The organism is Micromonospora sp. NPDC006766 (assembly GCF_040636055.1).
Lineage (GTDB): Bacteria > Actinomycetota > Actinomycetes > Mycobacteriales > Micromonosporaceae > Micromonospora.
Genome location: NZ_JBEYIX010000008.1, coordinates 88,075 through 112,688 on the forward strand (window position 1 = coordinate 88,075; position 24,614 = coordinate 112,688).

The window sequence follows — 24,614 nt, forward strand, 5'->3', positions numbered from 1 at the left end:
ACCCGCGAGTATCCGTCAGAGTCGTAGACGTGCTCGCCGTACTCTCACCCGGACAGGGTTCCCAGAAACCCGGCTTCCTGACCCCCTGGCTCGAGCTGCCCGGGGCCGAGGCTCGCCTGCGCTGGTGGTCGGCGCTGGCCGGCGTCGACCTGGTCCACCTCGGCACCCAGGCGGATGCGGACGAGATCAAGGACACCGCCCGCACGCAGCCGCTGCTCGTCGCGGCAGCGCTGCTCGCCGCCGAGCACCTGCCGCTGCACGACGTCTCGCTGGTCGCCGGCCACAGCGTGGGCGAGCTGGGCGCCGCCGCCCTGGCCGGGGTGCTGTCCGCCGAAGCGGCCGTCACCCTCGCCGGTGTACGCGGCCGGGAGATGGCCGCGGCGTGCGCGCTCGAGCCGACCGGGATGGCCGCGCTGCTCGGCGGCGACCCGGACGAGGTGCTCGCCGCCATCGAGGCTCACGGCCTCCACCCGGCCAACCGCAACGGCGCCGGCCAGGTCGTCGCCGCGGGCGCGGTGGCCGGCCTGGAGAAGCTGGCCGCCGAACCACCGGCGCGGGCCCGGGTCATCCGGCTCCAGGTCGCCGGTGCCTTCCACACCCCGTACATGGCTCCGGCCGAGGCCGCCCTGGCCGCCGTGGCCGGCGGCATCGTGCCGGCCAAACCGGCCCGGATCCTGCTCTCCAACCTCGACGGCGCCGCGGTCAACGACGGCCAGGAGATGGTGCAGCGGCTGGTCCGGCAGGTCACCGCCCCGGTTCGCTGGGACCTGTGCATGCGGGCCCTGGCCGACCTCGGGGTCACCGGCGTGATCGAGCTGCCCCCGGCCGGCACCCTGGCCGGCCTGGTCAAGCGCGAGCTGAAGGGCGCAGGCGCGCCCGAGATCGTCACCCTGAACACCCCCGACGATCTGCCCGCCGCGCGGGACCTGATCGCCCGGATCGGAGGACAGCACTGATGGCTGGCAGTCGGATCGTCGCGATGGGGCACTACCAGCCCTCCCGCGTGGTGACCAACGACGACCTCGCACAACTGGTCGAGACCAACGACGAGTGGATCCGGGACCGGGTCGGCATCGTCACGCGGCGGATCGCCGGCGACGAGACGGTGGCCGACATGGCCGCGGCCGCCGCCGGCAAGGCGCTGGCCAGTTCCGGTCTCACCGCCGCCGACATCGACCTCGTCGTGGTGGCCACCTGCACGTCGATCGACCGCAGCCCGAACGTGGCCTGCCGGGTCGCCGCCAAGCTGGGCATCAACGCCCCCGGCGCGTTCGACATCAACACCGCCTGCTCGGGCTTCGCGTACGCGCTCGGCACGGTCGACCACGCGATCCGGGCCGGCGCGGCCCGCAACGCCATCGTGATCGGTGCGGAGAAGCTCTCCGACTTCACCGACTGGACCGACCGCTCGACCTGCATCATCTTCGGTGACGGCGCCGGGGCGGCGGTGGTCACCGCGGCCGCCGAGGGCGAGCCGGCCGGGATCGGGCCGGTGGTCTGGGGCTCGGTGCCGGAGAAGAGCGAAGCGGTCCGCATCGAGGGGTGGCGGCCCTACATCGCGCAGGAGGGCCAGACGGTCTTCCGCTGGGCCACCACCGCGCTGGCGCCGCTCGCGCTGCAGGCCTGCGAGAAGGCCGGAGTGTCTCCGGCGGAGCTGGCCGCGTTCGTGCCGCACCAGGCCAACGCGCGGATCATCGATGGCATCGCCAAGCGGCTGAACATCCCCGACGCGATCATCGCGAAGGACATCGTCGAGTCCGGCAACACCTCGGCCGCGAGCATCCCGCTCGCCCTGTCCAAACTGGTCGAGCGCCGCGAGGTGCCGTCCGGCGCCCCGGTGCTGCTGTTCGGCTTCGGCGGTGGCCTGACCTACGCCGGTCAGGTCGTCCGCTGCCCCTGAAGACCTCCTCGGGCGCGAGCGCGCCGAGGATTTGACGGCCGGCATCGCCGGCCGTCGTGAACTCCGATGAGAGGAACCCACCGTAATGACCCGTGACGAGATCACCGCCGGCCTCGCCGAGATCCTCGAAGAGGTTGCCGGGGTGAACCCGGACGACGTGGCCGAGGGGAAGTCCTTCACCGACGACCTCGACGTCGACTCGCTCTCCATGGTGGAGGTCGTGGTGGCGGCCGAGGAGAAGTTCGGCGTCAAGATCCCGGACAACGAGGTGCAGAACCTGAAGACCGTCGGGGACGCCGTCAGCTACATCGCGGCGCAGTCCTGATCATGAGTCGCCCCGACGTCGTCGTCACCGGGCTCGGCGCGACGACCCCGCTCGGCGGGGACGTCGCGTCGACCTGGGACGCCATGCTCGCCGGCCGCTCCGGGGTGAGTGCGCTCACCCAGGAGTGGGCGGCGCAACTGCCGGTCCGGATCGCGGCCCAGCTGGCCGTGGACCCCGCCGGGGTGTTGGACCGGGTCAAGCTGCGCCGGCTGGACCGGTCCGAGGCGATCGCCATCATCGCGGCGCAGCAGGCCTGGGCCGATGCTGGGCTGGCCGACTCCGGGCCGGACCCGGAGCGGCTGGCGGTGAGCATCGGCTCCGGCATCGGCGGGGCCACCACCCTGCTCGCCCAGGACGACATCCTGGAGGCGTCCGGCCCGCGGCGGGTCTCCCCGCACACCGTGCCGATGCTGATGCCGAACGGACCGGCCGCCTGGGTCGGGCTGGAGTTGGGTGCCAAGGCCGGGGTGCACTCGGTGGCCAGCGCCTGCGCGACCGGCGCGGAGGCGATCGCGCTCGGCCTGGACATCATCCGCTCCGGCCGGGCCGACGTGGTGGTGGCCGGCGGCACCGAGGCGGTCATCCACCCGCTGCCGATCGCCGGTTTCGCCTCGATGCGGGCCATGTCGACCCGCAACGACGAGCCGGAGAAGGCCTCCCGCCCGTGGGACAAGGGCCGCGACGGCTTCGTGCTCGGTGAGGGCGCGGGCGTGGTGGTCCTGGAGCGCGCCGAGCACGCCGCCGCCCGCGGCGCCCGGGTGTACGCGCGCCTCGCCGGCGCCGGGATCACCTCGGACGCGTACGACATCGTGCAGCCGCACGCCGAGGGCGAGGGCGCGATCCGGGCGATCGAGAAGGCGATCGCCGACGCGGACGTCGCCAAGACGGACATCGTGCACGTCAACGCGCACGCCACCTCCACCCCGGTGGGCGACATGCTGGAGATCGGCGCCCTGCGCAAGGCGCTGGGCGACCACCCGCTCCTGTCGGCCACCAAGTCGATGACCGGGCACCTGCTCGGTGCGGCCGGGGCGCTGGAGTCGATCGCCACCATCCTGGCCATCCGCGATGGTGTCGTCCCTCCGACGATCAACCTCGACGACCCGGACGAGGGCCTCACCCTGGAGGTGGCCGCGCACAAGGCGCGGCACCTGGAGATCCCGGCCGCGTTGAACAACGCGTTCGGCTTCGGCGGCCACAACGTGGCGCTCGTCTTCACCCGGCCCTGAGCTCCGTAGGGCACAGGTAACCACCGGTTCCACCAGTCAGGGTCCGCGCCCGCCCCGGGCGCGGGCCCTGACGCCGTTCCAGCCCCGGCTTCTCCCGACCTCGCCGCGGATCTTGGTTGGGGGTGGCCCCTGATGGGTCCGTTTCCTGCCAAGATCTCGCTTGGGTCGCTCTCAGCCGCGGTTGCGGGGGTGCTGGCGGGCCGTCCGCTCGTTGCCCCGCCGGTAGTTGCCGGTCCACCGGGCCATCACCAGCTGCGGGTCGTCGTCGACCTCGGCCAGGAACTCCGCCGCGCGACCGCCGCGCAGCGTGCCGGCCACCCGGCCGTGGTGCGTGATCACGACGGAGCCGTCGGCCCGCTCGACATAGCGGAAACCGTGCGCCTGCTCTCCCATGGCTAACCACCCTGCCAGCCACCACCGCAGCGCCGCACCCGGGTTTCGCGGCCGCCCCGACCACCGGCTGCCCGGGCGAACAGGGTGCGGGCAGCCGAGACAGGCGGCCCAGGGCACCACCCCGTTGCCCGGGGAGAGGGGCGTACGGGTCAGGTGCCGCAGGTGGTGGCGGGCAGGCCGGTCACCGGGACCGGGTCCCGGCCAGCCGGTCGGGCCTTGCCGGCGAGCACGGCAGCCAGCGCCGTCATCGACGCCGGGCTGGACGAGTAGCTGGCCAGCAACGTCGGCGACTTGGCGGTGGCCAGCACGTACGGGGTGTCCATCGCCACCGTCACCGCCGCGTCGGCCCGCAGGTCGCCGGCGCCGTCGCCGTACCCGACGAGATGCACGATCTGACCGCCGCTGGGGACCACGCTGACCCCCGCAGCGGTGAGCGCCTTGCTGAGCGCGGCGCGGGCGCGGTCCCGCCCGGCGGAGGCGGTCACGGTGACCGGCCCGGTCACCGGGGCGGCGTCGCAGCGGCCGCGCAGCATGGTGACCGTGGCGGCGGCGAGGTCGGCGACGGCCTTGCGGTGTGCGGCGCTGCCCAGCGTCGACATGTCGGGGGCCGGCCGGTCGGCCAGCTTGAACTTCATGGTCAGCACCCGGGTGACCGCCTCGACCAGCCGGGCCCGGGGCAGCGAGCCGTCCCGCAGCGCGGCGAGCAGCCCGTCGTACGCCTGGCGCACGTTCGGGGTCATCAGGATGAGGTCGTTGCCGGCCTTCAGCGCCCGGACCGCGGCCTCCCCCGGCGACCAGCGCTTGGCCGGTTCCATGTTCATCCCGTCGGTGATCACCACGCCCTGGAACCCGAGCTGCCCCCGGAGCACATCGGTGAGGACCTTGTGGGAGAAGGTGGCGGGGGTGCCCGGATCGATCGCCCGCACGTCGAGGTGGGCGGACATCACCGCCATCGCACCGGCGTCGATCCCGGCGCGGAACGGCGGGAACGCGGTGCGGTCCAGCACGGCACGGGACTGGCTGACGACCGGGAGGTCCTGGTGCGAGTCGGCGGAGCTGAGGCCGTGGCCGGGGAAGTGCTTGACGCTGGCCGCCACCCCCTCGGCCTGCAACCCCCGGACGGCGGCGGCCACCTGGGGGGCGGCCCGCTGGGGGTCGGCGCCGAACGAGCGGGAGCCGATCACCGTGCTGCGTTTGACCAGCACGTCGGCGACCGGCGCGAAGTCCATGTTGATCCCCATGGCGGCCAGCTCGGCGCCGGCGGCCCGCCAGGCGGCCTCGGTCCGCGCCGGGTCACCGGCCGCGCCGGCGGCGAGCGCGCTGGGCAGCAGCGTCACCCCGTCGGTGATCCGGGTGACCACGCCGAATTCCTGGTCGGTGCCGATCAGGAAGGGCGCCGGGCCGGCGGGAAGCTTGCCGGCCGCCGCCCGCAGCCCGGTGGTCAGCTCGTGGACCTGACGCGGGTTGTCGACGTTGGTGGTGACCTGGTTGGCGGAGGTGGGGTCGTCGGCGCTGAAGCCGACCAGGATCACCCCGCCGAGGCGATATTTCGCCACCATCTCGGCGGGGGTGTCGACCCCGGCGAGGGCCTGGTTGCCGGCGGCCGACCCGGGCGAGACCTCGGTGGCCGAGCTGCCGTAGGCGTATGGCATCAGCACCTGGCCGACCAGGTCCTCGTCGGCGAGGGTCCGCACCAGCGCGGCGGCTCGGGCGGCCGGGTCGCCGTCGGGAGCCTGGGTCGCGGCAGACGGGCTCGTGGCGGACGGGATCCACGACGGCGTGGGACGGGGCCGCTCCGGCGCCGCGGAGCAGCCGGCGACGAGCACTGCGGTCAGCGCGGTGAGCGCGACGAAGGTACGCCGAGCGGTGGTCAGCACGCCACCATCCCACCAGTTTTCCGCGTATCAGGGCAACTTGACTTTGGTCAGCCCACCTGGGTGAGCAGGGTCACCGGTGCGCCGTCGCCGGCGTACCGGTAGGGCTCCAGTTCGGCGTCCCAGGCGGTGCCGAGCACCTTGTCGAGGGCGTGCGCGAGCGCCTCCGGGGCGCGGGCGGACGCCACGATCGCCCGCAGCCGGTCCTCGCCGACCTGGATGTCGCCGGCCGCGCCGACGGTGGCCCGGAACAGGCCCCGTCCCGGGACGTACATGAACCGCTCGCCGTCGACGCCCGGGCTCGGCTCCTCGGTAACCTCGAAACGGATCATGGGCCACTGCCGAAGGGCAGCGGCCAGCTCTGCACCCGTTCCCGGGCTACCGGTCCACCCGCACTCGGCGCGCCGGGCGCCGAGCTCGACGGGCTGGGCCGTCCAGTGCAGGTTGACCGGCGCGGCGAGGACGCGCGCGATCGCCCACTCGACGTGCGAGCACACGGCGAGCGGGGTCGAGTGGACGTATACGACGCCACGCGTTGGCACGGTGACCTCCCGGAGAGCGAGGTGCGTCTTCCCCTACGACCTCGACCAACCGAGTGATGCGTGCAACACATGATGACCGGTGTGACAGATGGTGCGCCAGCAAATCGGAGAATTCGCCGGGGCCAGCCGCCGGAAATACCCGGGCGGCTGACCCTGTTGACCCTCCTGACGGCGCGATGACCAGCCAGGCGTCGAGGTCGTGTAAAGTTCTCTGGGCGGTTCTGTGCCGCCGCACAATCTTCGCGGGCCGAGGCTCACCCGGGCGTCACCCGCACCAGCCCCCGGACGTTTCAGTCCTCCCGTACGTCTCCAAGGAGTACCTCCGTGGCGAGCAACACCTCTAAGACCGCGCGCGCATCAGTCCGGGCCGGCCAGGCTGGCCAGGGTGGCGCCCTCAGCGTGCTGGGCGAGTTCAAGTACCTGATCCCGCTCAACAGCGGCAAGCACGCTTACGTGCGCAACCTGACCAACGGCAAGACCGCGCACCTGCGCACCGACTCCGAGGCCTTCGTCGAGGAGATCCGGACGCTGGCCGCCGCCGGCCACGCCGCCAAGGTCCGCGCCGAGCTCAACGGACTCGCCGCCGCCTACCCCGAGCACGGCTGGGACGCCACCGAGAAGCGTCTCGTCGAGGCCGGCGTCTTCGAGGGCTGAGTCCCCTCACCCGCGTCACCGAACCGCCCGCCGGGTCGTCCCGGCGGGCGGTTCGTCGTCTCCGGCCCGTACCCTCATTCAGCCCACCGTGCCCGCCGCGTGACCACAGGAGCCCCCGCCTTGAGTGACCAGACCACCCTGGACCGGGAGATCGCCGTCGAACAGCGACATCTCGACCGGGTGTACGCCCGGTTGGCGGAACTGCGTAAGGCCGCCGCCGACGCCGAGCGGGAGGGTTACCGGCTGGCCCGGGTCGGCAACTTCGGCGCGCTGGTGGAGCGGGACGCCATGGTGTTCCACGCCGCGCAGCGCCGGCACGTGCTGGACGCCGAGCACGAGGGGCTGGTCTTCGGCCGGCTCGACCTGCGTACCCGGCAGGTGCTGCACGTGGGCCGGCTCGGGGTACGCGGGCAGAACGCCGAGACGCTGGTGGTGGACTGGCGGGCGCCGGCCGCCGCCGCCTTCTACCAGGCCACCCCGGCCGAGCCGATGGGCGTGGTGCGCCGGCGCACCATCCAGTCCTCGGCGGAGCGGGTCACCCGGATCGAGGACGACCTGCTCGACCCGGAGTCGGCGCCGCCGGACCTGGCGGTGGTCGGCGACGGGGCACTGCTGGCCAGCCTGTCCCGGGCCACCGGGCGGGGCATGCGGGACATCGTCGCCACCATCCAGCGGGAGCAGGACGAGGCGATCCGCTCCCCCGGCTCGGGGGTCACGATCGTCTCCGGCGGCCCGGGCACCGGCAAGACGGCCGTCGCGCTGCACCGGGCCGCGTACCTGCTCTATTCCGACCGGGCCCGGTACGCCGGCGGCGGGATCCTGGTGGTCGGCCCGTCCGGCGTGTTCGTCGAGTACATCGCCTCCGTGCTGCCCTCGCTCGGCGAGGAGACCGCCACCTTGCACTCGCTCGGCTCGCTCTTTCCGGGCATGTCGGCGACCCGTACCGACCCGCCCGAGGTGGCGGCGGTGAAGGGGTCGCTGCGAATGCGCCGGGTGCTGGAACGCGCGGTCCGGGACGCGGTGCCGGACTCCCCCGCCGAGCTGCGCCTGCTCTATCGGGGCGAGCTGCTCCGGCTGGGCCGGGCCGAGTTGGACGCGATCCGGGACCGGGCGCTGTCGCGCGGCGCGCGCCGCAACGAGGTGCGCCGGGTCGGCTTCGACGCCGTCCTCGCCGCCCTGTATCGGCAGGCTCGTGAGCTGCGGATCGGCCGGTTGCCGGAGCAGCCCGCGTTCGAGGACGAGATCATCGACCGGCCGGAGTTCCGCGAGTTCCTCAAGGCGTGGTGGCCCCGACTGCACCCGCGGCACGTGCTCGGCTGGCTGGCCCGCCCCGACCGGCTGCGCGGGTACGCCGGCGGGATCCTCGCGGCCAGCGAGATCCGGCTGCTGACCGAGGCGTACGGGACCCTGGACGCCGAGGGGCTGACCATCGCCGACATCGCGCTGCTGGACGAGTTGGACGCGCTGCTCGGCAAGCCGGTGCGGCGGGCGAAGCCGAAGCGGGACCCGTTCCAGCTCGCCGGAGGCGTCCGCGAGCTGAGCACGTTCGCCGACCGGCAGCGGGCGGCCCGGGCCGCCGCCCGGGAGCGGCCGGATGACTATCGCGACTACGCCCACGTGGTGGTCGACGAGGCGCAGGACGTCTCGCCGATGCAGTGGCGCATGATCGGCCGGCGCGGCCGGCTGGCCTCCTGGACGGTGGTGGGCGACCCGGCGCAGACCGCCTGGACGGGTGACCCGGAAGAGCTGACCCGGGCCCGGGACCACGCGCTGGGGCGACGCCGCCGGTTCCGGTACGAGCTGACCACCAACTACCGCAACTCGGCGGAGATCTTCGCGGTGGCGGCGGCGGAGATCCGCCGCCGATATCCGGACCTGGCGCTGCCGACGGCGGTGCGCTCCACCGGGGTGCCGCCGGTCGAGCGGACCGTGCCCGTCGCCGAGCTGCCCGCCGCGACCGTGGCCGCGGCCGGCGCGCTGCTGGCCGAGGTCGAGGGGACGGTCGGTGTGATCACGCCGGTGCCGCGCCGGGACGAGGTCGCCGGCTGGCTGGGCGAGCTCGGCGACGGCCGGCTCCAGGTGGTGACCAGCCTCCAGGCCAAGGGCATGGAGTACGACGGCGTGGTGCTGGTGGCGCCGAGCGAGATCCGGGCCGATCCGGGTTCGGGCGTGCGGACGCTCTACGTGGCGCTGTCCCGGGCCACCCAGCGCCTCACCACCCTGGACCCGGTTGGCTGACCTCGCCGCTCGCTTGCACATATTGCGATGTGAGCATAGATTGGCCTGACCTGGGCGTGCAACGAGAGGGTGTGGGCGTGGGCGCAGGTCATGACCACAGCGGCACGGTCACCAACGCCGCGCACCGCCACCGGGGTCGGCTCTGGGCCGCGTTCGGGCTGCTCACCGCCCTCATGCTGGTCGAGGCGGTGGCCGCGTTCGCCACCGGTTCGCTGGCCCTGCTCTCGGACGCCGGGCACATGTTCACCGACGTGCTCGGCATCGGCATGGCGCTCGCCGCGATCACCGCCACCCGGCGCGCCAACACCGACCCACAGCGCACGTTCGGGCTCTACCGGCTGGAGGTGCTGGCCGCGCTGGCCAACGCGGTCCTGCTCGGCGCGGTCGCCGCCTATGTGCTCGTCGAGGCGGTACGCCGGTTCGGCGAGCCGCCGCATGTGCTCGCCGGGCCGATGCTGGCCGTGGCGGTGCTCGGCCTGCTCGCCAACCTGGCCGCGTTCGGGCTGCTGCGGGCCGGCGCGCAGGAGAGCATCAACCTGCGCGGGGCGTACCTGGAGGTGCTCGGCGATCTGCTGGGCTCGCTCGGGGTGATCGCCGCCGCCCTGGTCATCGCGTTCACCGACTGGTGGTGGGCCGACCCGCTGGTCGCCGTCGCGATCGGGCTGTTCATCCTGCCGCGCACCTGGCGGCTCGGCCGGGCGGCGGTCCGCATCCTGGTGCAGGCCGCCCCGGAACACCTCCAGGTGACCGTGGTACGGGACCGGCTGGCCGCGGTCCCCGGCGTCGCCGAGGTGCACGACCTGCACGTCTGGACGCTCACCTCCGGCATGGAGGTGGCCTCGGCGCACCTGGCCACCACCCCCGGCGCCGAGGTGGGCGAGGTGCTGGCCGCCGCGCGGGCCGCCCTGCACGAGGACTTCCGGATCGATCACGCCACGTTGCAGATCGAACCCGGAGCGTCAGCCGGCGCGTGCGGGCCCGTGGAGTGGTAATTAGGGCAAACTTAAATTCAAGTGGCTATTGTGCATCTATGCCGACTTTAGTCCGGTTCTCGGGCCCCGCGACGGGGCCCGGATCGGCGTATGGCCGGTAGGCTCGGTCGCGGTCTCCACCCGGCGGCGTACGCCGGCGGCGGCCGTCGCCTAATCGCCCACAGCACGGCGAGCCGGGGAACCACGTACCTGGGGTGCATCCGCGTCAGCGGTAGGGATCTTCCGTCCCGAACCCGTCAGCTAACCCGGTCGGCGGTTGACGGAAGGACACCTAATGGCACCTGCACGACGGACGGCCGCCCGGTTGGCGGCCCTGCTCGTCGCGGCGCTCGCCCTCGGCGTCGCGACCGCGCCGAGCTCCCCCGCCTCGGCGGCCGCCCCGACCTCCCTGCTCGCGGTCGGGCACGACGACGAGGGTGGCACCCCGGCGCTGCGCGCCCAACTCGAAGCGGCCAGCAAGGGCTGGCTGGACGCCCGGACCGCGTTGAACCGGTCGGTGCAGCGGCAGCAGCAGCTCACCACCCAGCTCAAGACCATCAACGCCGAGCTGGCGGTACGCGACGCCAAGGTCGGCGAGATCGCCGGGGTCGCCTACCGGACCGGACGGCTCGGCGGCGCTGCGGCCCTGCTCGGCGGCGGCAGCCCGCAGGGCTTCCTCGACCGGGCCGCCACCCTGCAACAGGTCGCCGCGCGCGAGGACCACGCGCTGCGCGAGCTGATCGACACCCGGGACCGGGCCAACCGCACCCAGGCCGCGCTCGGCGCCGAGATCAGGGAACAGCGCAAGCAGGTCGCGGTGATGGCCAAGCGCAAGGATCAGGCGGAACGCGCGCTGGAGGTGGCGAACACCAAGGCCACCAGCACGAGCGGCGGCAGCGGCGTGCAGGGCACCTCCCGGGCCGACGCCACGCCGGCACCGCGCAACGCCGACGGCTCGTGGCCCCCGGAGTCGTGCGGTGTGAAGGACCCGACCCCGGCCAACGGCTGCGTCACCCCACGCATGCTGCACGCGCTCCAGCAGGCCAAATCGGCCGGGTTCACCCGGTACGTCTCCTGCTACCGGCCCAGCGGCTCCGGTGAGCACCCGAAGGGCCGGGCCTGCGACTTCGCCGCCCAGAAGAACGGCTTCGGCGGGGTGGCCACCGGCGGCGACAAGACGTACGGCAACAACCTGGCCGCGTACTTCATCCGCAACGCGGACCCGCTCGCCGTGCTCTACGTGATCTGGTTCAAGCAGATCTGGCTGCCCAGCAGCGGCTGGAAGGCGTACACCAGCGGCAACGGCGACCCGTCCAGCGACCACACCAACCACGTGCACCTGTCGGTGTACTGAGGCCGCCGGTGGCCCGCCGCCCGGCGGGCCACCGAAGCCCACCTACGCCCACCGACGTACGCCGCATGTCGCCGCCCGCCCCACGACGGCGGGCCGGCGACGATCGAGCATCGTGGCATGAGCCGACTGTCTCCCGCCGGGCGCAAGGCCCTGCTCACCCTGCACCTGGTCACCTCGCTGGGCTGGCTCGGCGCGGACCTGGTGCTGCTCGCCCTCGGCGTCGCCGGGCTGTGTGGCGCCGACCCTGCGGTGGTCTACCCGGCGGCGGGGCTGCTGGTCACATACCTCTTCGCGCCACTGAGCGTGGCGGTCTGGCTCGTCGGGCTGGCCAGTGCGCTGCTCACCCCGTGGGGCCTGCTGCGCTGGCGCTGGGTGCTGGTGAAGTTCGCGATCACCACGGCGATGCTGGGGCTGGTGCTGCTGCTGCTCACCCCGACCGTGCGCCGGCTCGGCACGCTGGGCCCGGACCTCGCCGCCCGGGACCGGCTGGACCTGGTCATCCCGCCGATGGTCTCCAGCACCCTGCTGATCGTCATGACCGTGCTGTCCACCTACAAGCCGTGGGGACGGCTGCGCCCGGCCGCTCCGGCGGCCCGGCTTCCGGCGGCCCTGAAGCGGCGGAACTGACTCACTCCGTCGTCCGACGCTCAAGGGCGGCCCCGAGCCGGCCGGCCAGGCCGAGGTGGGCCGCCCGGGCCTGCCGGAAGGCGTACCCGAACAGCGGCGCCGGGGCGGAGAGGGTGATCTCGACGTCGATGCGCACCACGCCGCCCGGCTCGTCCCGCAGCCGGGTGTGGTTGCGGACCGTGGTGGCCGGCTGCTGGCGGGCCACCATCACCACCTCGTCCTCGGTCGCGATCAGCACGTCCGCCTGGTAGGTGACCGGAAAATGCAGCGGCCCGAGCTCCAGGCGGTCGGTGATCGCGTAGCTGGCCAGGGCGCCAGGGCGGGGCGGCAGCGGGCGCACCCGGACGATCAGCGGATGCAGCTCCCCCTGGCGGGTCAGATCGCTGACCAGGGCGAGCGCATCCGCTCGGGTGCAGCGGGCCTGCACGGTGTAGCTGAAAGTGTCGCTGCTGAGCACGCCGTATCCCCTTGCCGTCGGCGATCCGCACGATCGTCGCCTTACCGGGTTCCGGCTGGCAACGACCGACGAAAAGCGTACGGAGCCCGGCGGCTCAGGCGCCAGGGAGGACCTGCGGTGTGCTGGCGGCGAAGTAGGGCTCGGGGGCACCGAAGAGGCCCAGCAGGCCGGTGACCCAGAGCTGGCGGTGCACGAACCGGCTCGGCTCGGTGACCACCAGCTTCACACCGCTGACCTCGGCGGTCTGGAAACCGGCGACCATCGCGCTGATGCCGACCGAGTCGATGAAGGTGACCAGCCGCATGTTCAGCTCGATCCGGGCCGGACGGCCCTTCGCGAGCACCTCGGCGATCGCTTCCCGCACCTCGTACGCGGTGTCGACGTCAATTTCGCCCCGTGGGGCAATCTGGATGACACCACCCGGCAACACCGACTGCACGATCGACAGGCTCACGCGAGCACCTCCACTCGCCCATACGGGCGCCTCATCAGTACGCGGGCCGCGACCGAGCGTATTCCTCCGATGCCCTCGGTCGCCACCCCTCGGGATGGGCAATTCACGGACTGGGCACACCTGGGCATCACGCTCCGGATCCTCCAGTTCCGGTTCATCGCAGACGAGAAGCTCTCATCCTCCAATGAGACGACCAAGGCGGGCCGATCCGCCGACCAGGGTAGCCCCTTCGGGCTGCTCCGACCCGGACGCGGTACCCGGCGCGTTCGGGTGGTTGTTCCCTGCTCGTCCCGTCGACCACGCCTGGCCTGGGAGGGTGCCGACGCGGCGGTGGCCGCCCCGCGGACGGGACGGCCACCGGAACGGCCCGGTCAGCGGGCGATGGTCGCGGTGCAGGTGGTCACGGGCACCGAGTTGGTCTTGCTCCAGTCGGCGAGGAAGCCGAAGGTGGTGTTGGCCCCCGTGCCGAGGGCGCCGTTGTAGCCGGCGTCCTTGACCACCACGGAAGCGCCGCTCTGCGTGTACGTCCCACCCCAGAGCTGGGTGATCTTCTGTCCGTTGGCGAAGTTCCACGCCACCGACCAGGCGCTGGTCGGTGAGCCGTTGTTGCGGACCGTCACCTCGGCCTGGAAACCGCCCTCCCACGAGTTGGTCACCTGGTACGTCGCCGTGCAGCCACCCGCCGGCGGCGGCGTGTTCGTCGGCGGCGCGGTGGTGGGCGGCCTGGTCGTCGGCGGCGCGCTCGTCGGCGGCGCGCTCGTCGGCGGTGCGGTCGTCGGCGGCGCGCTCGTCGGCGGTGCGGTCGTCGGCGGCGCGCTCGTCGGCGGTGCGGTCGTGCCGCCGAGCCGGTCCGCCACCAGGATGCCCCGGCCGTTGGTGCCGAGATAGACCCGGCCGTAGACGCGTGGGTCGCCGGTCAGCGCCTCGCCGGCATTGCCGTACTGGTGCTGGTTGTCGTTGATCCGCACCCAGTTCGCGCCGGTGTTGTCGGAGCGGTAGACGCCGGGCTGCCCGTCGATCGTGCCGATGACGAAGAGCGCCGGGTACGTCTGCCCGGGTGCCGCCTTGCCGAAGCCGACGTTGATGGCGGTGCTCACACCGGTGACCTTGGTGAAGCTGGTCCCGGAGTTGGTGGAGTGCCAGAGGCCGCCCTCGCCGGCCAGCCAGACGTCGCCCTCCTTACCGGGCAGCGCCTTGAACTTCACGTCGGTGGTCGGCAGGCCGGTGGCGGCGCTGGCGGTGAAGCTGGCCCCGCCGTTGGTGCTCACGTAGAACTTCCCGCCGCTGAACCCGTAGAACTTGTTCGAGTTGACCCGGTCGGACTCGATGATCGCGTTGGCCGGGATGCCGGTCGACGCGCTCCACGAGTTGCCGAAGCCGACCGAGCGGACCACCTGCCTGCCGGCGTCACCCGGCGCCCACACGAACTGGCTGCCGTCGGCGGACGCGGCCACCGTGCCGCCGTTGTTGATCCCGCCGGGCTCGCTGCCCTGGAACCAGTTCGCGCCGCCGTCGGTGGAGAACGCGACGTGCCGGTCGTTCGGCCGGTCCGAGGCGGTGAAGTTACCCGCCCGGACCATGATCGACGGCTTGGTCTCGGCGTAGTCGAGGCTGGTGGTGCTGGTGAAGACCGGCTGGGTGAACATCGCCGACGGCACCGCGTTCAGGTCGGTGTGCCGGAAGCCGCCGATGTCGCCGAGCCCGCTGATCAGCGAAGCGCCCGAGGGCGGGCTGATCAGGTCGAGCACGGCGGTCTCCTCCACACCCTTGACCATCGGCTTGATGGTGAACTGCCCACCGGTGTCCCATTTGGTCAGGTCGGTGGTGCCGTAGATGGTCGCGCCGGTGCCGTACATCATCCGGTTGCTGTCGAACGGGTCGATCTCCAGCGACTCGTTCATCCAGCCCAGCTTCGGCGTCTCCTCGGGCGGTTGCGGGTTGGCGCCGAAGGTCAGCCACGGCACCGAACTGATGTCCATCTTGTAGCGCTTGGTGCGGTTCGGGTAGCTGGACCAGTCCCAGACCCGGGTCCAGGTCGCGCCCCCGTCGGTGCTGCGCCAGAAGATCGCGTCCGGCCACCAGGAGACCTGGGTGGCGACCATGATGGTGTTCGGCTTCTGCCGGTCGATGGTCAGGCCGGAGTAGCCGTAGTAGGGGTCACCGTCGGACGGGGGGCTGATCTTCGTCCAGGCGCCGGTGGCCCGGCTGAACTTCCACACGTCACCCTTGCCGCCGTCGTACGGGCCGCCGGTGTCGCTGGTGGCGATGTAGAGGTAGCCGCCGACCGGGTCGACCACGCCCTTGTGGGCCAGGTAGCCGGTCGGCTGGCCGGCGATCCGCTCCCAGGTGGTGCCGCCGTTGGTGGTCCGGTAGACCGGGTTCTGCTTGTCCGCCACGCCGACGTAGATGGTCTGCGTGGCGTTGCCGGCCGTACCGGTGCTCTTGTCGAAGCTGACCCAGGTCAGACCCTGGTTCTGGCTCTGGTAGCCGGTGCTGTCGTTCGGGTCGGCCCGGTAGTTGCCGACGTTCGGGAAGTTGGCCACCTTGGCCCAGGTCACCCCGTAGTCGGTGCTGCGCCACAGGCCGTTGCCGCCCTCGGCGCCGTAGTAGAGGACGCTGTTCCTGTTCGGGTCGACGGCCAGCCGTTCCCCCATGCCCCGGCCGGGCATGTTGCCGCCGTTCTTGAACGGCAGCGCGGTGGCCTGCCAGGTGGCACCCTTGTCGGTCGAGCGCAGGATCGCGCCGTTGTTCGGGTCCCAACTGTTGGTGTACATGCCGACCGCGGCGTACACCCGGTTGGTCTGCACGGGGTCGGTGGCGAGGCTGACCACGCCGTTGTAACCCCACTTGTCGGCGCCCACCCAGTCCAGCAGCGGCGTCCAGGACTGGGTCGACTGCTCCCAGCGGTACGCCCCGCCGATGTCGGTACGCGCGTAGATCAGGTTCTTCTCGGTCTGGTTGAAGACGATGCCGGGGACGAAGCCGCCACCGTCGATCCGGACGTTCTTCCAGCTGTACGGGTCGGACGCCGCGGCGGCGGCCGGGGTGGCGGGGGTGGCGGCGAACTGCACGACCACGGCCGCCGCGGTGGCGGCCAGCGCGGCGACCGTCGCGCCGGCGAGACTTCTGCGCATGGGCGGTTCCTCTCGGTTGCCCTGGAGGTGAGGGATCGGGGAGCTGCCCGGGCTCCCGGTCGGCGTGTCAGGCTCCCGCAGCCGAGGGACATTCACAGTAGCCGTTCGAGCCGCGAATTTGGAAGCGCTCCCAACTAATTCGAGTCACCCGAGTCGAGTGAGGGCAGGTCACCCCGGCTGCGGGCAGGATCGCGAGTGGCGGCACCCGTGCCGACGGCGGGTGCCCGTGCCGCGAACCGATCCGGGAGGGGAGGCCCCCGATGGCCACCGCGACGATCACGCGCACCGACCAGGAGATCCAGTCCGACGTCCTCGACGAGCTGACCTGGGAGCCCCGGGTACGCCCCACCGAGATCGGGGTGACCGTCAGCGAAGGGGTCGTGACGTTGACCGGCTGGGTGGACAGCTACGCCAAGAAGTGGGCCGCCGAACGGGCGGCGCACCGGGTGTCCCGGGTCCGGGCGGTCGCCAACGACCTCGCCGTCCGGATCGCCACCTCCGCCGAGAAAAGCGACCCGGAGATCGCCACCGCCGCCACCCGAGCCCTGGAGTGGGACGCGTTCGTGCCGATCGAGACGCTCGACGTGACCGTCTCCGACGGCTGGATCACCCTGCAGGGCGAGGTCGAGTGGGAGTACCAGCGCCGCGCCGCCGAGCGGGCGGTCGGCCGGCTCACCGGCGTACGCGGGGTGAGCAACGGGATCACCGTCCGACCGGGCGCCCACGCCGACACGCGTGCCCTGGCCGAACACATCGTGGACGCGCTGGCCCGCAACGGCGCCACCGAGGCGGAGGCGATCAGCGTCCGGGTGCACGGCGGCGACGAGGTGATCCTGGAGGGCCAGGTCCACTCGATCCCGGAACGCGAGGAGATCGAACGGATCGTCTGGTCCGCCCCCGGCATCCGTGCCGTGCACAACCACGTGATCGTGGGAAAGCTGGGAAAGCATGCCTGATGACGACGCCACTGCAGGTCACCAGCGCCCGGCTGCACCTACCGGTGACCGAGACGGACCACGTCCGGGGGCCGGCCGACGCGGCGGTCACGATCGTCGAGTACGGCGACTACCAGTGCCGCTTCTGCGGGGCCGCGTACGCGAACCTGGTCGAGGTGCTGCGCCAGCGCGGCGACACCGCCCGCCTGGTCTACCGGCATTTCCCCATCGCCAACGTCCACCCGTACGCGGAGAGCGCGGCGGAGGCGGCCGAGGCCGCCGGCCGGCGAGGACGGTTCTGGGAGCTGCACGACTGGCTCTACCAGCACCAGGATCAGCTTGACCCGGTGCACCTGTCACTCGGCGTGGAGCAGCTCGGGTTACCCCTCGACGACGTCAACGCGGAGGTGCGCGAACACGCCCACGCGGACCGGATCCGGCGGGACTTCGTCGGCGGCATCCGCAGCGGGGTGACCGGCGTCCCGACGCTGTTCGTCAACGACGTCCGCCACGACGGCGGCTACGACCTGGCGGAGCTGCTGGCCGCCGTGGACGCCGCGGCGAACGCCTGACCCGTTAAGAGGGGCCCCTGTACAACGCCAGGCGTTAACAAGGGGCCCCTCCTTGCATCAAAGGAGGTGGAGGGCGCGGGCGCGTTGGACGGCCTCCCGGCGGCGGGTCGCGTCGAGCTTGCGGTAGATGTTGCGAACGTGGGTCTTGACCGTGTTGACCGACAGGGACAACTCGCTGGCGATCTCCACGTTGGACAGGATGCTCTGCAGGTAACGCAGGATCGTCAGTTCCCGCTCGGTGAGCGGCTCGTTCAGCTGCGGCGCGCTGGGCCGCTCGGCCGATTCGTCAGCCAACCGCTCGTCCATCCCACGTAGCAGGTCACTCACGGTCGCCCAGTGCGCCGTCCCGGAGTCCAGGTGCGCGGCGAGCAGGTCGCGTACCGCCGGCTCGGCGTGGGTGAAGACCCGCCGGTGGCCCTCCGGCTCGGCCAGGTCGAGCACCTGTTCCAGGACCCGCCCGGCCCGCCGGGCGTCGCCATCGCGGGCCAGGACCGCGTCGAGCAGGCCAGCGGTGAGCCGGACCGACAGCGGCCAGGACTGCGCGCCGGGCGCGGCCCAGTCGGGCAGCGCCCGCCCGGCGGCTCGGGGATCCCCGGCCCGCAGCTCCACTCGGGACAGCGCAACCCCGAGCGCCGCCGCCTCCGCGCTCTCGACGTCGCAGTTCCGCAGCGCGTCGGTGACCAGGACTCGGGCGGTGTCCACGTCACCGACGTCCGCCCGCAGCCGCGCCTCGGTCGCGGCCAGCCAGGCGGCCGGTTCCCGGCCCGGCGCCCCCTCCCCGGCTGCGGCGACGGCCCGCAGGGCGGCGGCCGGTTGGCCCTCCGCGGCCAGCAGTTCGGCCCGACAGAGCCCGGCCAGCGCCGCCGCCTCCGGCTGCGCGGCAGCCGGGCCGGCGAGGGCCAGGTGGGCTGCCGCCTCCGCCGGTTCGTCGCGTTGGCACGCCACCAGGGCCAGCGCCAGGTACGCGTACCCGCAGTCCAGCCGGGCGGACCAGCCCTGACAGGCCGGCGTTTCGAGCACCTCCCGCGCGGCGCGTTCGGCCGCCCGCAACCCGCCCCGCGCCGCGGTGAGCAACGCCGACCGGCTGGCGTCGACCAGCTCCGTACGCGGCCGACCCGTACGCCGAGCCGCAGCGCGGGCCGCGGCGAACTGTGCCGTGGCGGCGGACAGCTCCCCCTCGGCCAGCGACACCAGGCCGAGCGCGGTGCCGGCGACCGCCCGGACATCGGCGTCCTCCCCGGCCCCGGCGCGCGGGTCGTCTCCCGGCCCGGCGGCGGTGCACATGGCGAGCAGCCGGGCGGCGGCGCGGCGGATCTCCGCGGGCTCCCCGCCGAGCCGGGCCAGGGTCAGCTCCAGCGCGGTCGCCAGCCGGCGGAACCGGTCCCGGCGTGGGGCGGGCAGACCGCGCGCCTGCTCGGCGGCGCGCCGCAGGTGATGGTCGGCCCCGGCGACGTCCCCGGCGTACGCCCGCTCGGCGGCGCAGGCCAGCGCCAGCTCCGGGTCCCGGCGGACCGCCTCGGCGGGCGGCTCGGGCGGCGGTGGGCCGACCGACCCGCCCCGCCCGTACGGCGCCAGTTCCGGCCACCGGGCGATCAGCAGCTCGGTGGCCTGGTTCCACTCGCCTGCGGCCAGCGCGTGCCGCAGCGCCTCGGCCGGCCGGTCGTTGCCCGCGTACCAGCCGGCGGCCCGCAGGTGCAGGTCGCGCAGCTCCTCGGCGGGAAGCCGGCCCAGCTCGTCGCGGAGCAGGTCGGCCAACAGCGGGTGGCACCGGTACCAGGGCGGGGTGCTGCCGTCGGGTCGGAGGAAGCCGCCGGGGTGGGCCAGGTCGGCCAGCAGTTGGCCGGCGTCGGCCCGGCCGGTCACCGCGTCGGCGAGGTCGGCGCAGACGACGGCGGCGACGGCGCTGCGCCGCAGCACGTCCCGGACGTCCGGGTCCAGCGGGGCGAGCACCTCGTCCCGCAGGTACGCGGCGACGTCCGACTGGTCCCCGCCGAACCGCTCGACGCCGCGGGCCGGGTCGGGCTGGGCGCGCAGCGCCAGCGCGGCGAAGCGCAGGCCGGCCGGCCAGCCGCCGGTCCGCTCGCGCAGCCGGGGCACCGTCGCGGCGGGCAGCGGTACCCCGTGCGCGACCAGCAGGTCGGCCACCTCGTCGGTGGTGAACGCCAGTTCGTCCGGGCCGATCTCGGTCAGCTCGCCGGCCAGCCGCCACCGGTGCAGGGCCAGCGGCGGGTCGGTCCGGGCGCCGACCACGAGCCGCACCCGCCCCTCGGTGTGACGGAGCAGGAACTCCAGCCCGGTCAGCGCGGCCGGATCGTGGATCCGGTGCAGGTCGTCCAGGACCAGCCGCACCGGGCGGTCCCGGGCGGCGAGCGCCGCCGCGAGCAGTTCGAGCTGGTCGGGGCGGGGCGGGGTGTCCGGCACGGGCAGCCGGGGTCCCTCGTCCGGCACGCCCTCCGCGCTGGCCCGCAGCGCCGCCGCCAGGTAGGACCAGAGCCGCTGCCCGGTGTCGCCCTCCTCCACCGCCACCCAGGCCGGCGGCGGCTCGGCGCGGCCGGCGCGCGCCCAGCAGGCGAGCAGCGTCGTCTTGCCCCAGCCGGCCGGCGCGCAGACCAGCGTGACCGGCCCGGCCGCCCCCTCGTCCAGCCGGTTCAGCAGCCGGGGCCGGACCAGCACCGGCTCGGGCAGGGTGGCCGGGGCCAGCCGGGACGCGAGCAGGGGCACCTCGGCCACCTCGACCCCAGCTTCCTCCGGCATGCGGCCCTCCCCCGTCACGTCCGCTCCCGGCCGGTGCGGCCTGCCGCCCGTTCCCCCGCTGCGGCCTGCGGTTACCCGGCCCGAGCGGGTTCACCCCTTCGGGGCGAACCCGCTTCACCCGGCCCGGTCGCACCCTGGGGGCACGCGGGCGGCCGGCGGCGCGTGGCCGGACGCCCGCCGGACCGCGACGACGGGAGGGGCACGTGGCACGGATGGCAGGACCGGATCCGCGACCCGGTCGCTGGCAGGTGGTGACCGTGGCGGGGCGGCCCGAGGAGGTGCTTCCGGGCGGCCGGTGGCCGGAGCCGCTACGTCGGCTGGGCGGGGCGGTGGAGGTGGAGGCCGGGCCGGCGCCCGGCGGGCGTGGCACCGAGCTGGCCGCCCGGCCGCTCGACGGCGAGCTGCGGCTGCCCGGCCTCGCCGCCCACCTGATCGGCGACGATCCCGGCCGGTTCGTCCGGCAGGTGTTACGGGAGGCCAAGCAGCTCGCCGAGACCGGGGAGGTGCTGCGGGCGGACCGATCCCGGCTGGACCGTACGGGGGTGGTCGGGTGAGGGCGCTCTGCTGGGAGGGCGTCGACGCGCTGGCCGTACGCCAGGTCCCCGACCCTGAGCTGCGCAACAGCCAGGACATGATCGTGCGGGTACGGCGGAGCGCCACCTGCGGCGCGGACCTGCCACTGCTGGCCGGGCGGATCCCGTACCTGGCCGCCGGGGACGTGCTCGGGCACGAGTTCCTCGGCGAGGTGGTCGAGGTGGGGCCGGAGGTACGCCGGCACCGGGTCGCCGACCGGGTGGTGGTCTGCGCGGGGATCGCTTGTGGGGCCTGCTGGTTCTGCCGGCAGGGCCTCTTCGCCTGCTGCGACAACGGCACCACCGACGCGGCGGCGGCCGAGTCGGCGTGGGGTCAGCCCACCGCCGGCTGCTACGGCCACCCAGGCCCGCTGGGCGGCTTCGCCGGCAGCCACGCCGAGTACGTGCGGGTGCCGTACGCCGACGTCGGCGCGTTCACCGTGCCGGACGCGGTCAGCGACGACCGGGCGGTGTTCGCCTCGGACGCCGCGCCGACCGGCTGGCTCGGCACCGAGCTGGGTGAGGTGACACCCGGCGACGTGGTGGCGATCTGGGGCGCCGGCGCGGTCGGCCAGCTCACCGCCGGGGCCGCCGCGCTGCGCGGGGCGGCGCGGGTGATCGTCATCGACGACCACGACGACCGGCTGCGAATGGTCGAGCGGCACGTCGGCGCGGAACCGCTCAACTACCGGCAGGTGGACGTCCCCGCCGAGCTGCGGGAGCGCACCGGGGGCCGGGGGCCGGACGTGTGCGTGGAGGCGGTCGGCATGCCGGCCCAGCGACCGGGCCTGCTGGCCGGGCGGCTCGGTGGGGGCGCGGACCGGCCGTTGGCGTTGCGCGAGGCGGTGCATGCCTGCCGGAAGGGCGGCACGGTGGTGGTGCTCGGCACCTGGACCGGGTTCGTCGACACGTTCCCGCTGGGCGCGGTGATGAACAAGGGGCTGACCGTACGCAGCGCCCGGCAGCACGGGCAGCGCTGGATCCCGATGCTGCTGGACCGGATGGCCCGCGACGAGCTGCGCACCGAGCACCTGGCCACCCACCACCTGCCGTTGGAGCGGGGCCCGGACGGGTACGCGTTGTTCCGCGACCGGACCGACGGCTGCGTACGGGCGGTCTTCTCGCCGTGAGTCACGCCGTCGTGGGTGGCACACTCGGTGGGTGCCCGACGAGCGCCCGTACGACCTGGTCCTGTTCGGCGCCACCGGGTTCACCGGCGGCCTCACCGCCGACTACCTGGCCCGGCACGCCCCAGGCGGGCTGCGCTGGGCCCTCGCCGGGCGGAATCCAGCCAAGTTGGCCGGGGTGCGGGACCGGCTCGCCGGGATCGACGGCGGTCTGGCCGGGCTGCCGCTGCTGACCGCCGACGTCACCGACCCGGCGTCGCTGCGGGTCGTGGCGGAACGTGCGCGGGTGGTCGCCAGCACCGTCGGCCCGTACCTACGGCACGGGGAGCCGCTGGTCGCGGCGTGTGCCGCCGCCGGCACCGACTACGTCGACATCACCGGCGAGCCCGAGTTCGTCGACCTGATGTACGTGCGGCACCACGCCGAGGCGGTCCATACCGGCGCACGGCTGGTGCACGCCTGCGGCTTCGACTCGGTCCCGCACGACCTGGGGGTCTGGTTCACCGTGCGGCGGCTGCCCGCCGACGGGCCGGTCACCGTGGACGGCTACGTCCGGGCCGGGGGCCGTTTCTCCGCCGGCACGTACCACTCGGCGCTTCTCTCGTTCTCCCGCACCGGCCAGGCCCGCCATGCGGCGCGGGCGCGCCGGGCCGTCGAGCCGCGGCCGGAGAGCCGCCGGGCCCGCGCGGTGCCGGGGAAGGTGGGCCGGGCGGAGGAGGCCAACGGGTGGGCGGTGCCGCTGCACACCATCGACCCGCAGATCGTCCGCCGCTCCGCGGCGGCCCGCCCGGAGTACGGCCCGGACTTCCGCTACCGGCACTTCGCCGCGGTGCAGCGGCTGCCGACCGTGCTGGCCGCCGGGGTGGGCCTGGCCGGCCTGATCGGGCTGGTGAAGCTGCCACCGACCCGGCGTTGGCTGCTCGGCCGGCTCACTTCCGGGCAGGGGCCGAGCGCCGAGCAGCGGGCGAGGTCCTGGTTCCGGGTCCGGTTCGTGGGCGCCGGCGGTGGCAAGACGGTGGTCACCGAGGTGGCCGGCGGCGACCCCGGCTACGACGAGACGGCCAAGATGCTCGCCGAGTCGGCCCTCTGCCTGGCCTTCGACGACCTGCCGCCCACCGCCGGGCAGGTGACCACGGTGACCGCGATGGGCGACGCCCTGCTCGACCGGCTGGTGCGGGCGGGGATCACGTTCCGGGTGGTGGACGCTTGACCCTCGACCAGGTTGAGGCCACAGGATCCCCGAACGTGGAGAGCGAACTGCGCAGCATCGGCGAGCTGGCCCGGGCCAGCGGCCTGACGGTGAGCGCGCTGCGGTTCTACGACCGCTGCGGCGTACTGGTCCCGGCGCTGGTCGACCCGGCCACCGGCTACCGCTGGTACACCGACGACCAGGTCGCCCCGGCCCGGCTGGTGGCCGGGCTGCGCCGGGTCGGGATGCCGCTGTCCGGGATCGCCGAGGCGCTGGCGCACCGGCACGAGCCGGCGGTGGTCCACCGACTGTTGGACGCGCACCTGCGCCGGCTGGAGGACGGCCTCGCCGACGCCCGCCGTGAGCTCTCCCGGATCCGCGCCCTGATCGATCCGGAGGAGATCGCCATGACCACCCGTCTCGTGCTGAACCGCGCCGACCTGTCCGCCGCCGTCGACGCCGTCCGGTTCGCCGTCGGCACCGACCCGGAGCTGCCCGTGCTGGCCGGCGTGCTGGTGGAGGTGGAGCCGGACGGCGTACGGCTGGTCGCCACCGACCGGCACCGGCTGGCGGTGGCCCGGGCGGCCGGCAAGGTCGACGGCCCAGCGGTCCGGGCGCTGCTGCCGACCGACGCCGTGGACGAGCTACGCGCCCTGTTGGACACCGGCGACGGGATCACCCCGGAGGCTCACCTCACCGTCGCCCCGGACCGGGTCGAGGTTTCGGTCGCGGGCCGCGCGGTGGCCGCTGCGGCGCTGCCGTACGACTTCCCGGACTACCGCCGGCTGCTGCACAGCCACGTCGCCGGCTCGCCCGCGTACCGGATCTCGGTCGACGTGGCCGCGCTGCGCGGCGCGCTCGCCCGCGACGGCGCTCCCGTGCTGGTCCGCGAGCATGACGGGGTACGCGCCGAGGTGGCCGTGCTCGGCCTCGACGAGCGGGGCGGGCTGCGCCTGGTCGGGCCGGACGAGGTTACGGCGGCGGACGCGGCGGCGGACGCGGTGCGGGTCGGGGTGAACCGGGAGTACCTGCTCGACGCCCTGGACGCCGGGGATCGCGGCCAGCTCGTGCTGGAACTGGACGGCCCGATCACCCCGCTGGCCGTCCGCCGCCCGGACGACGCCGACGCCTTCTCCATCCTCATGCCGATCCGGCTCTGACCCGCGCTCACCGCGGTCGTGCCGGTCTCGTGCCGGCGCGGCCCTGATCCGCTCATTCCCGCGGCTTCGCCAGCTCGACGCCAGTCACCCTCCGTCACGCCGCCCGCCAGACCGGCCCCTCCCCGCCGCCGCCTTTGCTCTGCAGCCACGTAC

Annotated in this window: 21 protein-coding genes, 1 pseudogene and 1 riboswitch; of the genes and pseudogenes, 15 read left to right on the forward strand and 7 right to left on the reverse strand. The window is 73.8% G+C overall.

Annotated features, from left to right (window positions below; all coding sequences use genetic code 11):
• Nucleotides 1-29: 29 nt before the first annotated feature.
• The 4 genes and pseudogenes from ABZ671_RS11520 to fabF form a co-directional block, all read left to right on the forward strand.
• Nucleotides 30-938: pseudogene (locus ABZ671_RS11520) on the forward strand (ACP S-malonyltransferase); the annotation flags it as partial.
• Nucleotides 939-955: 17 nt separating this feature from the next.
• Nucleotides 956-1,900: a beta-ketoacyl-ACP synthase III gene (locus ABZ671_RS11525; protein WP_357855102.1), complete on the forward strand. Its 945-nt coding sequence runs from the start codon at nt 956-958 to the stop codon at nt 1,898-1,900.
• 85 nt (nt 1,901-1,985) lie between these two features.
• Nucleotides 1,986-2,225 carry an acyl carrier protein gene (locus tag ABZ671_RS11530; RefSeq protein ID WP_088972559.1) on the forward strand — a complete coding sequence of 80 codons (240 nt, stop codon included), beginning with the start codon at nt 1,986-1,988 and terminating at the stop codon, nt 2,223-2,225.
• 2 nt (nt 2,226-2,227) lie between these two features.
• Nucleotides 2,228-3,454: a beta-ketoacyl-ACP synthase II gene (fabF, locus tag ABZ671_RS11535; RefSeq protein ID WP_357855105.1), complete on the forward strand. Its 1,227-nt coding sequence runs from the start codon at nt 2,228-2,230 to the stop codon at nt 3,452-3,454.
• Between the two features lie 171 nt (nt 3,455-3,625).
• On the opposite strand, the gene ABZ671_RS11540 is transcribed toward fabF, so the two are convergent.
• From ABZ671_RS11540 to ABZ671_RS11550, 3 genes are all read right to left on the reverse strand, one after another.
• Nucleotides 3,626-3,847, reverse strand: a complete 222-nt coding sequence (locus ABZ671_RS11540) for a hypothetical protein (RefSeq protein WP_357855108.1) — start codon at nt 3,845-3,847, stop codon at nt 3,626-3,628.
• A gap of 149 nt (nt 3,848-3,996) precedes the next feature.
• Entirely contained in the window at nt 3,997-5,724 is a 1,728-nt protein-coding gene (locus tag ABZ671_RS11545) for a glycoside hydrolase family 3 protein (protein ID WP_357855111.1), read from the reverse strand.
• A 47-nt stretch (nt 5,725-5,771) separates the two neighbouring features.
• Nucleotides 5,772-6,263, reverse strand: a complete 492-nt coding sequence (locus tag ABZ671_RS11550) for a DUF3145 domain-containing protein (protein WP_357855113.1) — start codon at nt 6,261-6,263, stop codon at nt 5,772-5,774.
• A gap of 324 nt (nt 6,264-6,587) precedes the next feature.
• On the opposite strand from ABZ671_RS11550, the gene ABZ671_RS11555 reads away from it, so the two are divergent.
• The 5 genes from ABZ671_RS11555 to ABZ671_RS11575 all read left to right on the forward strand — a co-directional run bounded on the left by ABZ671_RS11555 (nt 6,588) and on the right by ABZ671_RS11575 (nt 12,107).
• Entirely contained in the window at nt 6,588-6,917 is a 330-nt protein-coding gene (locus tag ABZ671_RS11555; RefSeq protein ID WP_357855116.1) for a hypothetical protein, read from the forward strand.
• A gap of 120 nt (nt 6,918-7,037) precedes the next feature.
• The gene (locus ABZ671_RS11560; protein WP_357855119.1) at nt 7,038-9,155 is read left to right on the forward strand and encodes an AAA family ATPase; all 2,118 of its coding nucleotides are present in this window, start codon (nt 7,038-7,040) and stop codon (nt 9,153-9,155) included.
• A gap of 77 nt (nt 9,156-9,232) precedes the next feature.
• Complete coding sequence (locus tag ABZ671_RS11565; protein ID WP_357855122.1) at nt 9,233-10,147, forward strand: cation diffusion facilitator family transporter; 915 nt, start codon at nt 9,233-9,235, stop codon at nt 10,145-10,147.
• Between the two features lie 137 nt (nt 10,148-10,284).
• A riboswitch (cyclic di-AMP (ydaO/yuaA leader) is annotated at nt 10,285-10,418 on the forward strand.
• 3 nt (nt 10,419-10,421) lie between these two features.
• Nucleotides 10,422-11,480 carry a hypothetical protein gene (locus ABZ671_RS11570; protein WP_357855125.1) on the forward strand — a complete coding sequence of 353 codons (1,059 nt, stop codon included), beginning with the start codon at nt 10,422-10,424 and terminating at the stop codon, nt 11,478-11,480.
• A 117-nt stretch (nt 11,481-11,597) separates the two neighbouring features.
• Complete coding sequence (locus ABZ671_RS11575) at nt 11,598-12,107, forward strand: DUF2269 domain-containing protein (RefSeq protein WP_357855127.1); 510 nt, start codon at nt 11,598-11,600, stop codon at nt 12,105-12,107.
• A 1-nt stretch (nt 12,108) separates the two neighbouring features.
• Here ABZ671_RS11575 and ABZ671_RS11580 read toward each other — a convergent pair whose 3' ends face one another.
• The 3 genes from ABZ671_RS11580 to ABZ671_RS11590 all read right to left on the reverse strand — a co-directional run bounded on the left by ABZ671_RS11580 (nt 12,109) and on the right by ABZ671_RS11590 (nt 16,152).
• A complete protein-coding gene (locus ABZ671_RS11580) occupies nt 12,109-12,564 on the reverse strand; it encodes an SRPBCC family protein (RefSeq protein ID WP_357855130.1) in 456 nt (151 codons plus the stop codon).
• A 94-nt stretch (nt 12,565-12,658) separates the two neighbouring features.
• Nucleotides 12,659-13,018 (reverse strand): STAS domain-containing protein, encoded by a 360-nt coding sequence (locus ABZ671_RS11585; protein WP_357855133.1) that lies wholly within the window; start codon nt 13,016-13,018, stop codon nt 12,659-12,661.
• Between the two features lie 371 nt (nt 13,019-13,389).
• Nucleotides 13,390-16,152 carry a cellulose binding domain-containing protein gene (locus ABZ671_RS11590; protein ID WP_357855136.1) on the reverse strand — a complete coding sequence of 921 codons (2,763 nt, stop codon included), beginning with the start codon at nt 16,150-16,152 and terminating at the stop codon, nt 13,390-13,392.
• 260 nt (nt 16,153-16,412) lie between these two features.
• Here ABZ671_RS11590 and ABZ671_RS11595 point away from each other — a divergent pair, with 260 nt between their 5' ends.
• Both ABZ671_RS11595 and ABZ671_RS11600 read left to right on the forward strand, forming a co-directional pair.
• Nucleotides 16,413-17,108 carry a BON domain-containing protein gene (locus ABZ671_RS11595; RefSeq protein WP_357855139.1) on the forward strand — a complete coding sequence of 232 codons (696 nt, stop codon included), beginning with the start codon at nt 16,413-16,415 and terminating at the stop codon, nt 17,106-17,108.
• A complete protein-coding gene (locus ABZ671_RS11600; protein WP_357855142.1) occupies nt 17,108-17,659 on the forward strand; it encodes a thioredoxin domain-containing protein in 552 nt (183 codons plus the stop codon). Before ABZ671_RS11595 ends, ABZ671_RS11600 begins: the two co-directional genes overlap by 1 nt.
• A 57-nt stretch (nt 17,660-17,716) precedes the next feature.
• On the opposite strand, the gene ABZ671_RS11605 is transcribed toward ABZ671_RS11600, so the two are convergent.
• Nucleotides 17,717-20,413, reverse strand: coding sequence for a LuxR C-terminal-related transcriptional regulator (locus tag ABZ671_RS11605; protein WP_357855145.1), 2,697 nt, complete (start codon nt 20,411-20,413; stop codon nt 17,717-17,719).
• A 212-nt stretch (nt 20,414-20,625) separates the two neighbouring features.
• Here ABZ671_RS11605 and ABZ671_RS11610 point away from each other — a divergent pair, with 212 nt between their 5' ends.
• The 4 genes from ABZ671_RS11610 to ABZ671_RS11625 are packed head-to-tail and all read left to right on the forward strand — an operon-like array spanning nt 20,626 to nt 24,461.
• The gene (locus tag ABZ671_RS11610; RefSeq protein WP_357855148.1) at nt 20,626-20,967 is read left to right on the forward strand and encodes a hypothetical protein; all 342 of its coding nucleotides are present in this window, start codon (nt 20,626-20,628) and stop codon (nt 20,965-20,967) included.
• On the forward strand, nt 20,964-22,115 hold the full coding sequence (locus ABZ671_RS11615; protein ID WP_357855151.1) for an alcohol dehydrogenase catalytic domain-containing protein: 1,152 nt from the start codon (nt 20,964-20,966) through the stop codon (nt 22,113-22,115). Before ABZ671_RS11610 ends, ABZ671_RS11615 begins: the two co-directional genes overlap by 4 nt.
• A 31-nt stretch (nt 22,116-22,146) precedes the next feature.
• On the forward strand, nt 22,147-23,322 hold the full coding sequence (locus tag ABZ671_RS11620; protein WP_357855153.1) for a saccharopine dehydrogenase NADP-binding domain-containing protein: 1,176 nt from the start codon (nt 22,147-22,149) through the stop codon (nt 23,320-23,322).
• Nucleotides 23,323-23,369: 47 nt separating this feature from the next.
• The gene (locus ABZ671_RS11625; RefSeq protein ID WP_357855318.1) at nt 23,370-24,461 is read left to right on the forward strand and encodes a MerR family transcriptional regulator; all 1,092 of its coding nucleotides are present in this window, start codon (nt 23,370-23,372) and stop codon (nt 24,459-24,461) included.
• Nucleotides 24,462-24,614 lie beyond the last annotated feature (153 nt).

Coding starts and splice junctions, on each gene's coding strand:
- ABZ671_RS11525 (WP_357855102.1), top strand. CDS start 956: ATGGCTGGCAGTCGGATCGTCGCGATGGGGCACTACCAGCCCTCCCGC.
- ABZ671_RS11530 (WP_088972559.1), top strand. CDS start 1,986: ATGACCCGTGACGAGATCACCGCCGGCCTCGCCGAGATCCTCGAAGAG.
- fabF (WP_357855105.1), top strand. CDS start 2,228: ATGAGTCGCCCCGACGTCGTCGTCACCGGGCTCGGCGCGACGACCCCG.
- ABZ671_RS11540 (WP_357855108.1), bottom strand. CDS start 3,847: ATGGGAGAGCAGGCGCACGGTTTCCGCTATGTCGAGCGGGCCGACGGC.
- ABZ671_RS11570 (WP_357855125.1), top strand. CDS start 10,422: ATGGCACCTGCACGACGGACGGCCGCCCGGTTGGCGGCCCTGCTCGTC.
- ABZ671_RS11575 (WP_357855127.1), top strand. CDS start 11,598: ATGAGCCGACTGTCTCCCGCCGGGCGCAAGGCCCTGCTCACCCTGCAC.
- ABZ671_RS11590 (WP_357855136.1), bottom strand. CDS start 16,152: ATGCGCAGAAGTCTCGCCGGCGCGACGGTCGCCGCGCTGGCCGCCACC.
- ABZ671_RS11595 (WP_357855139.1), top strand. CDS start 16,413: ATGGCCACCGCGACGATCACGCGCACCGACCAGGAGATCCAGTCCGAC.
- ABZ671_RS11600 (WP_357855142.1), top strand. CDS start 17,108: ATGACGACGCCACTGCAGGTCACCAGCGCCCGGCTGCACCTACCGGTG.
- ABZ671_RS11605 (WP_357855145.1), bottom strand. CDS start 20,413: ATGCCGGAGGAAGCTGGGGTCGAGGTGGCCGAGGTGCCCCTGCTCGCG.
- ABZ671_RS11610 (WP_357855148.1), top strand. CDS start 20,626: ATGGCAGGACCGGATCCGCGACCCGGTCGCTGGCAGGTGGTGACCGTG.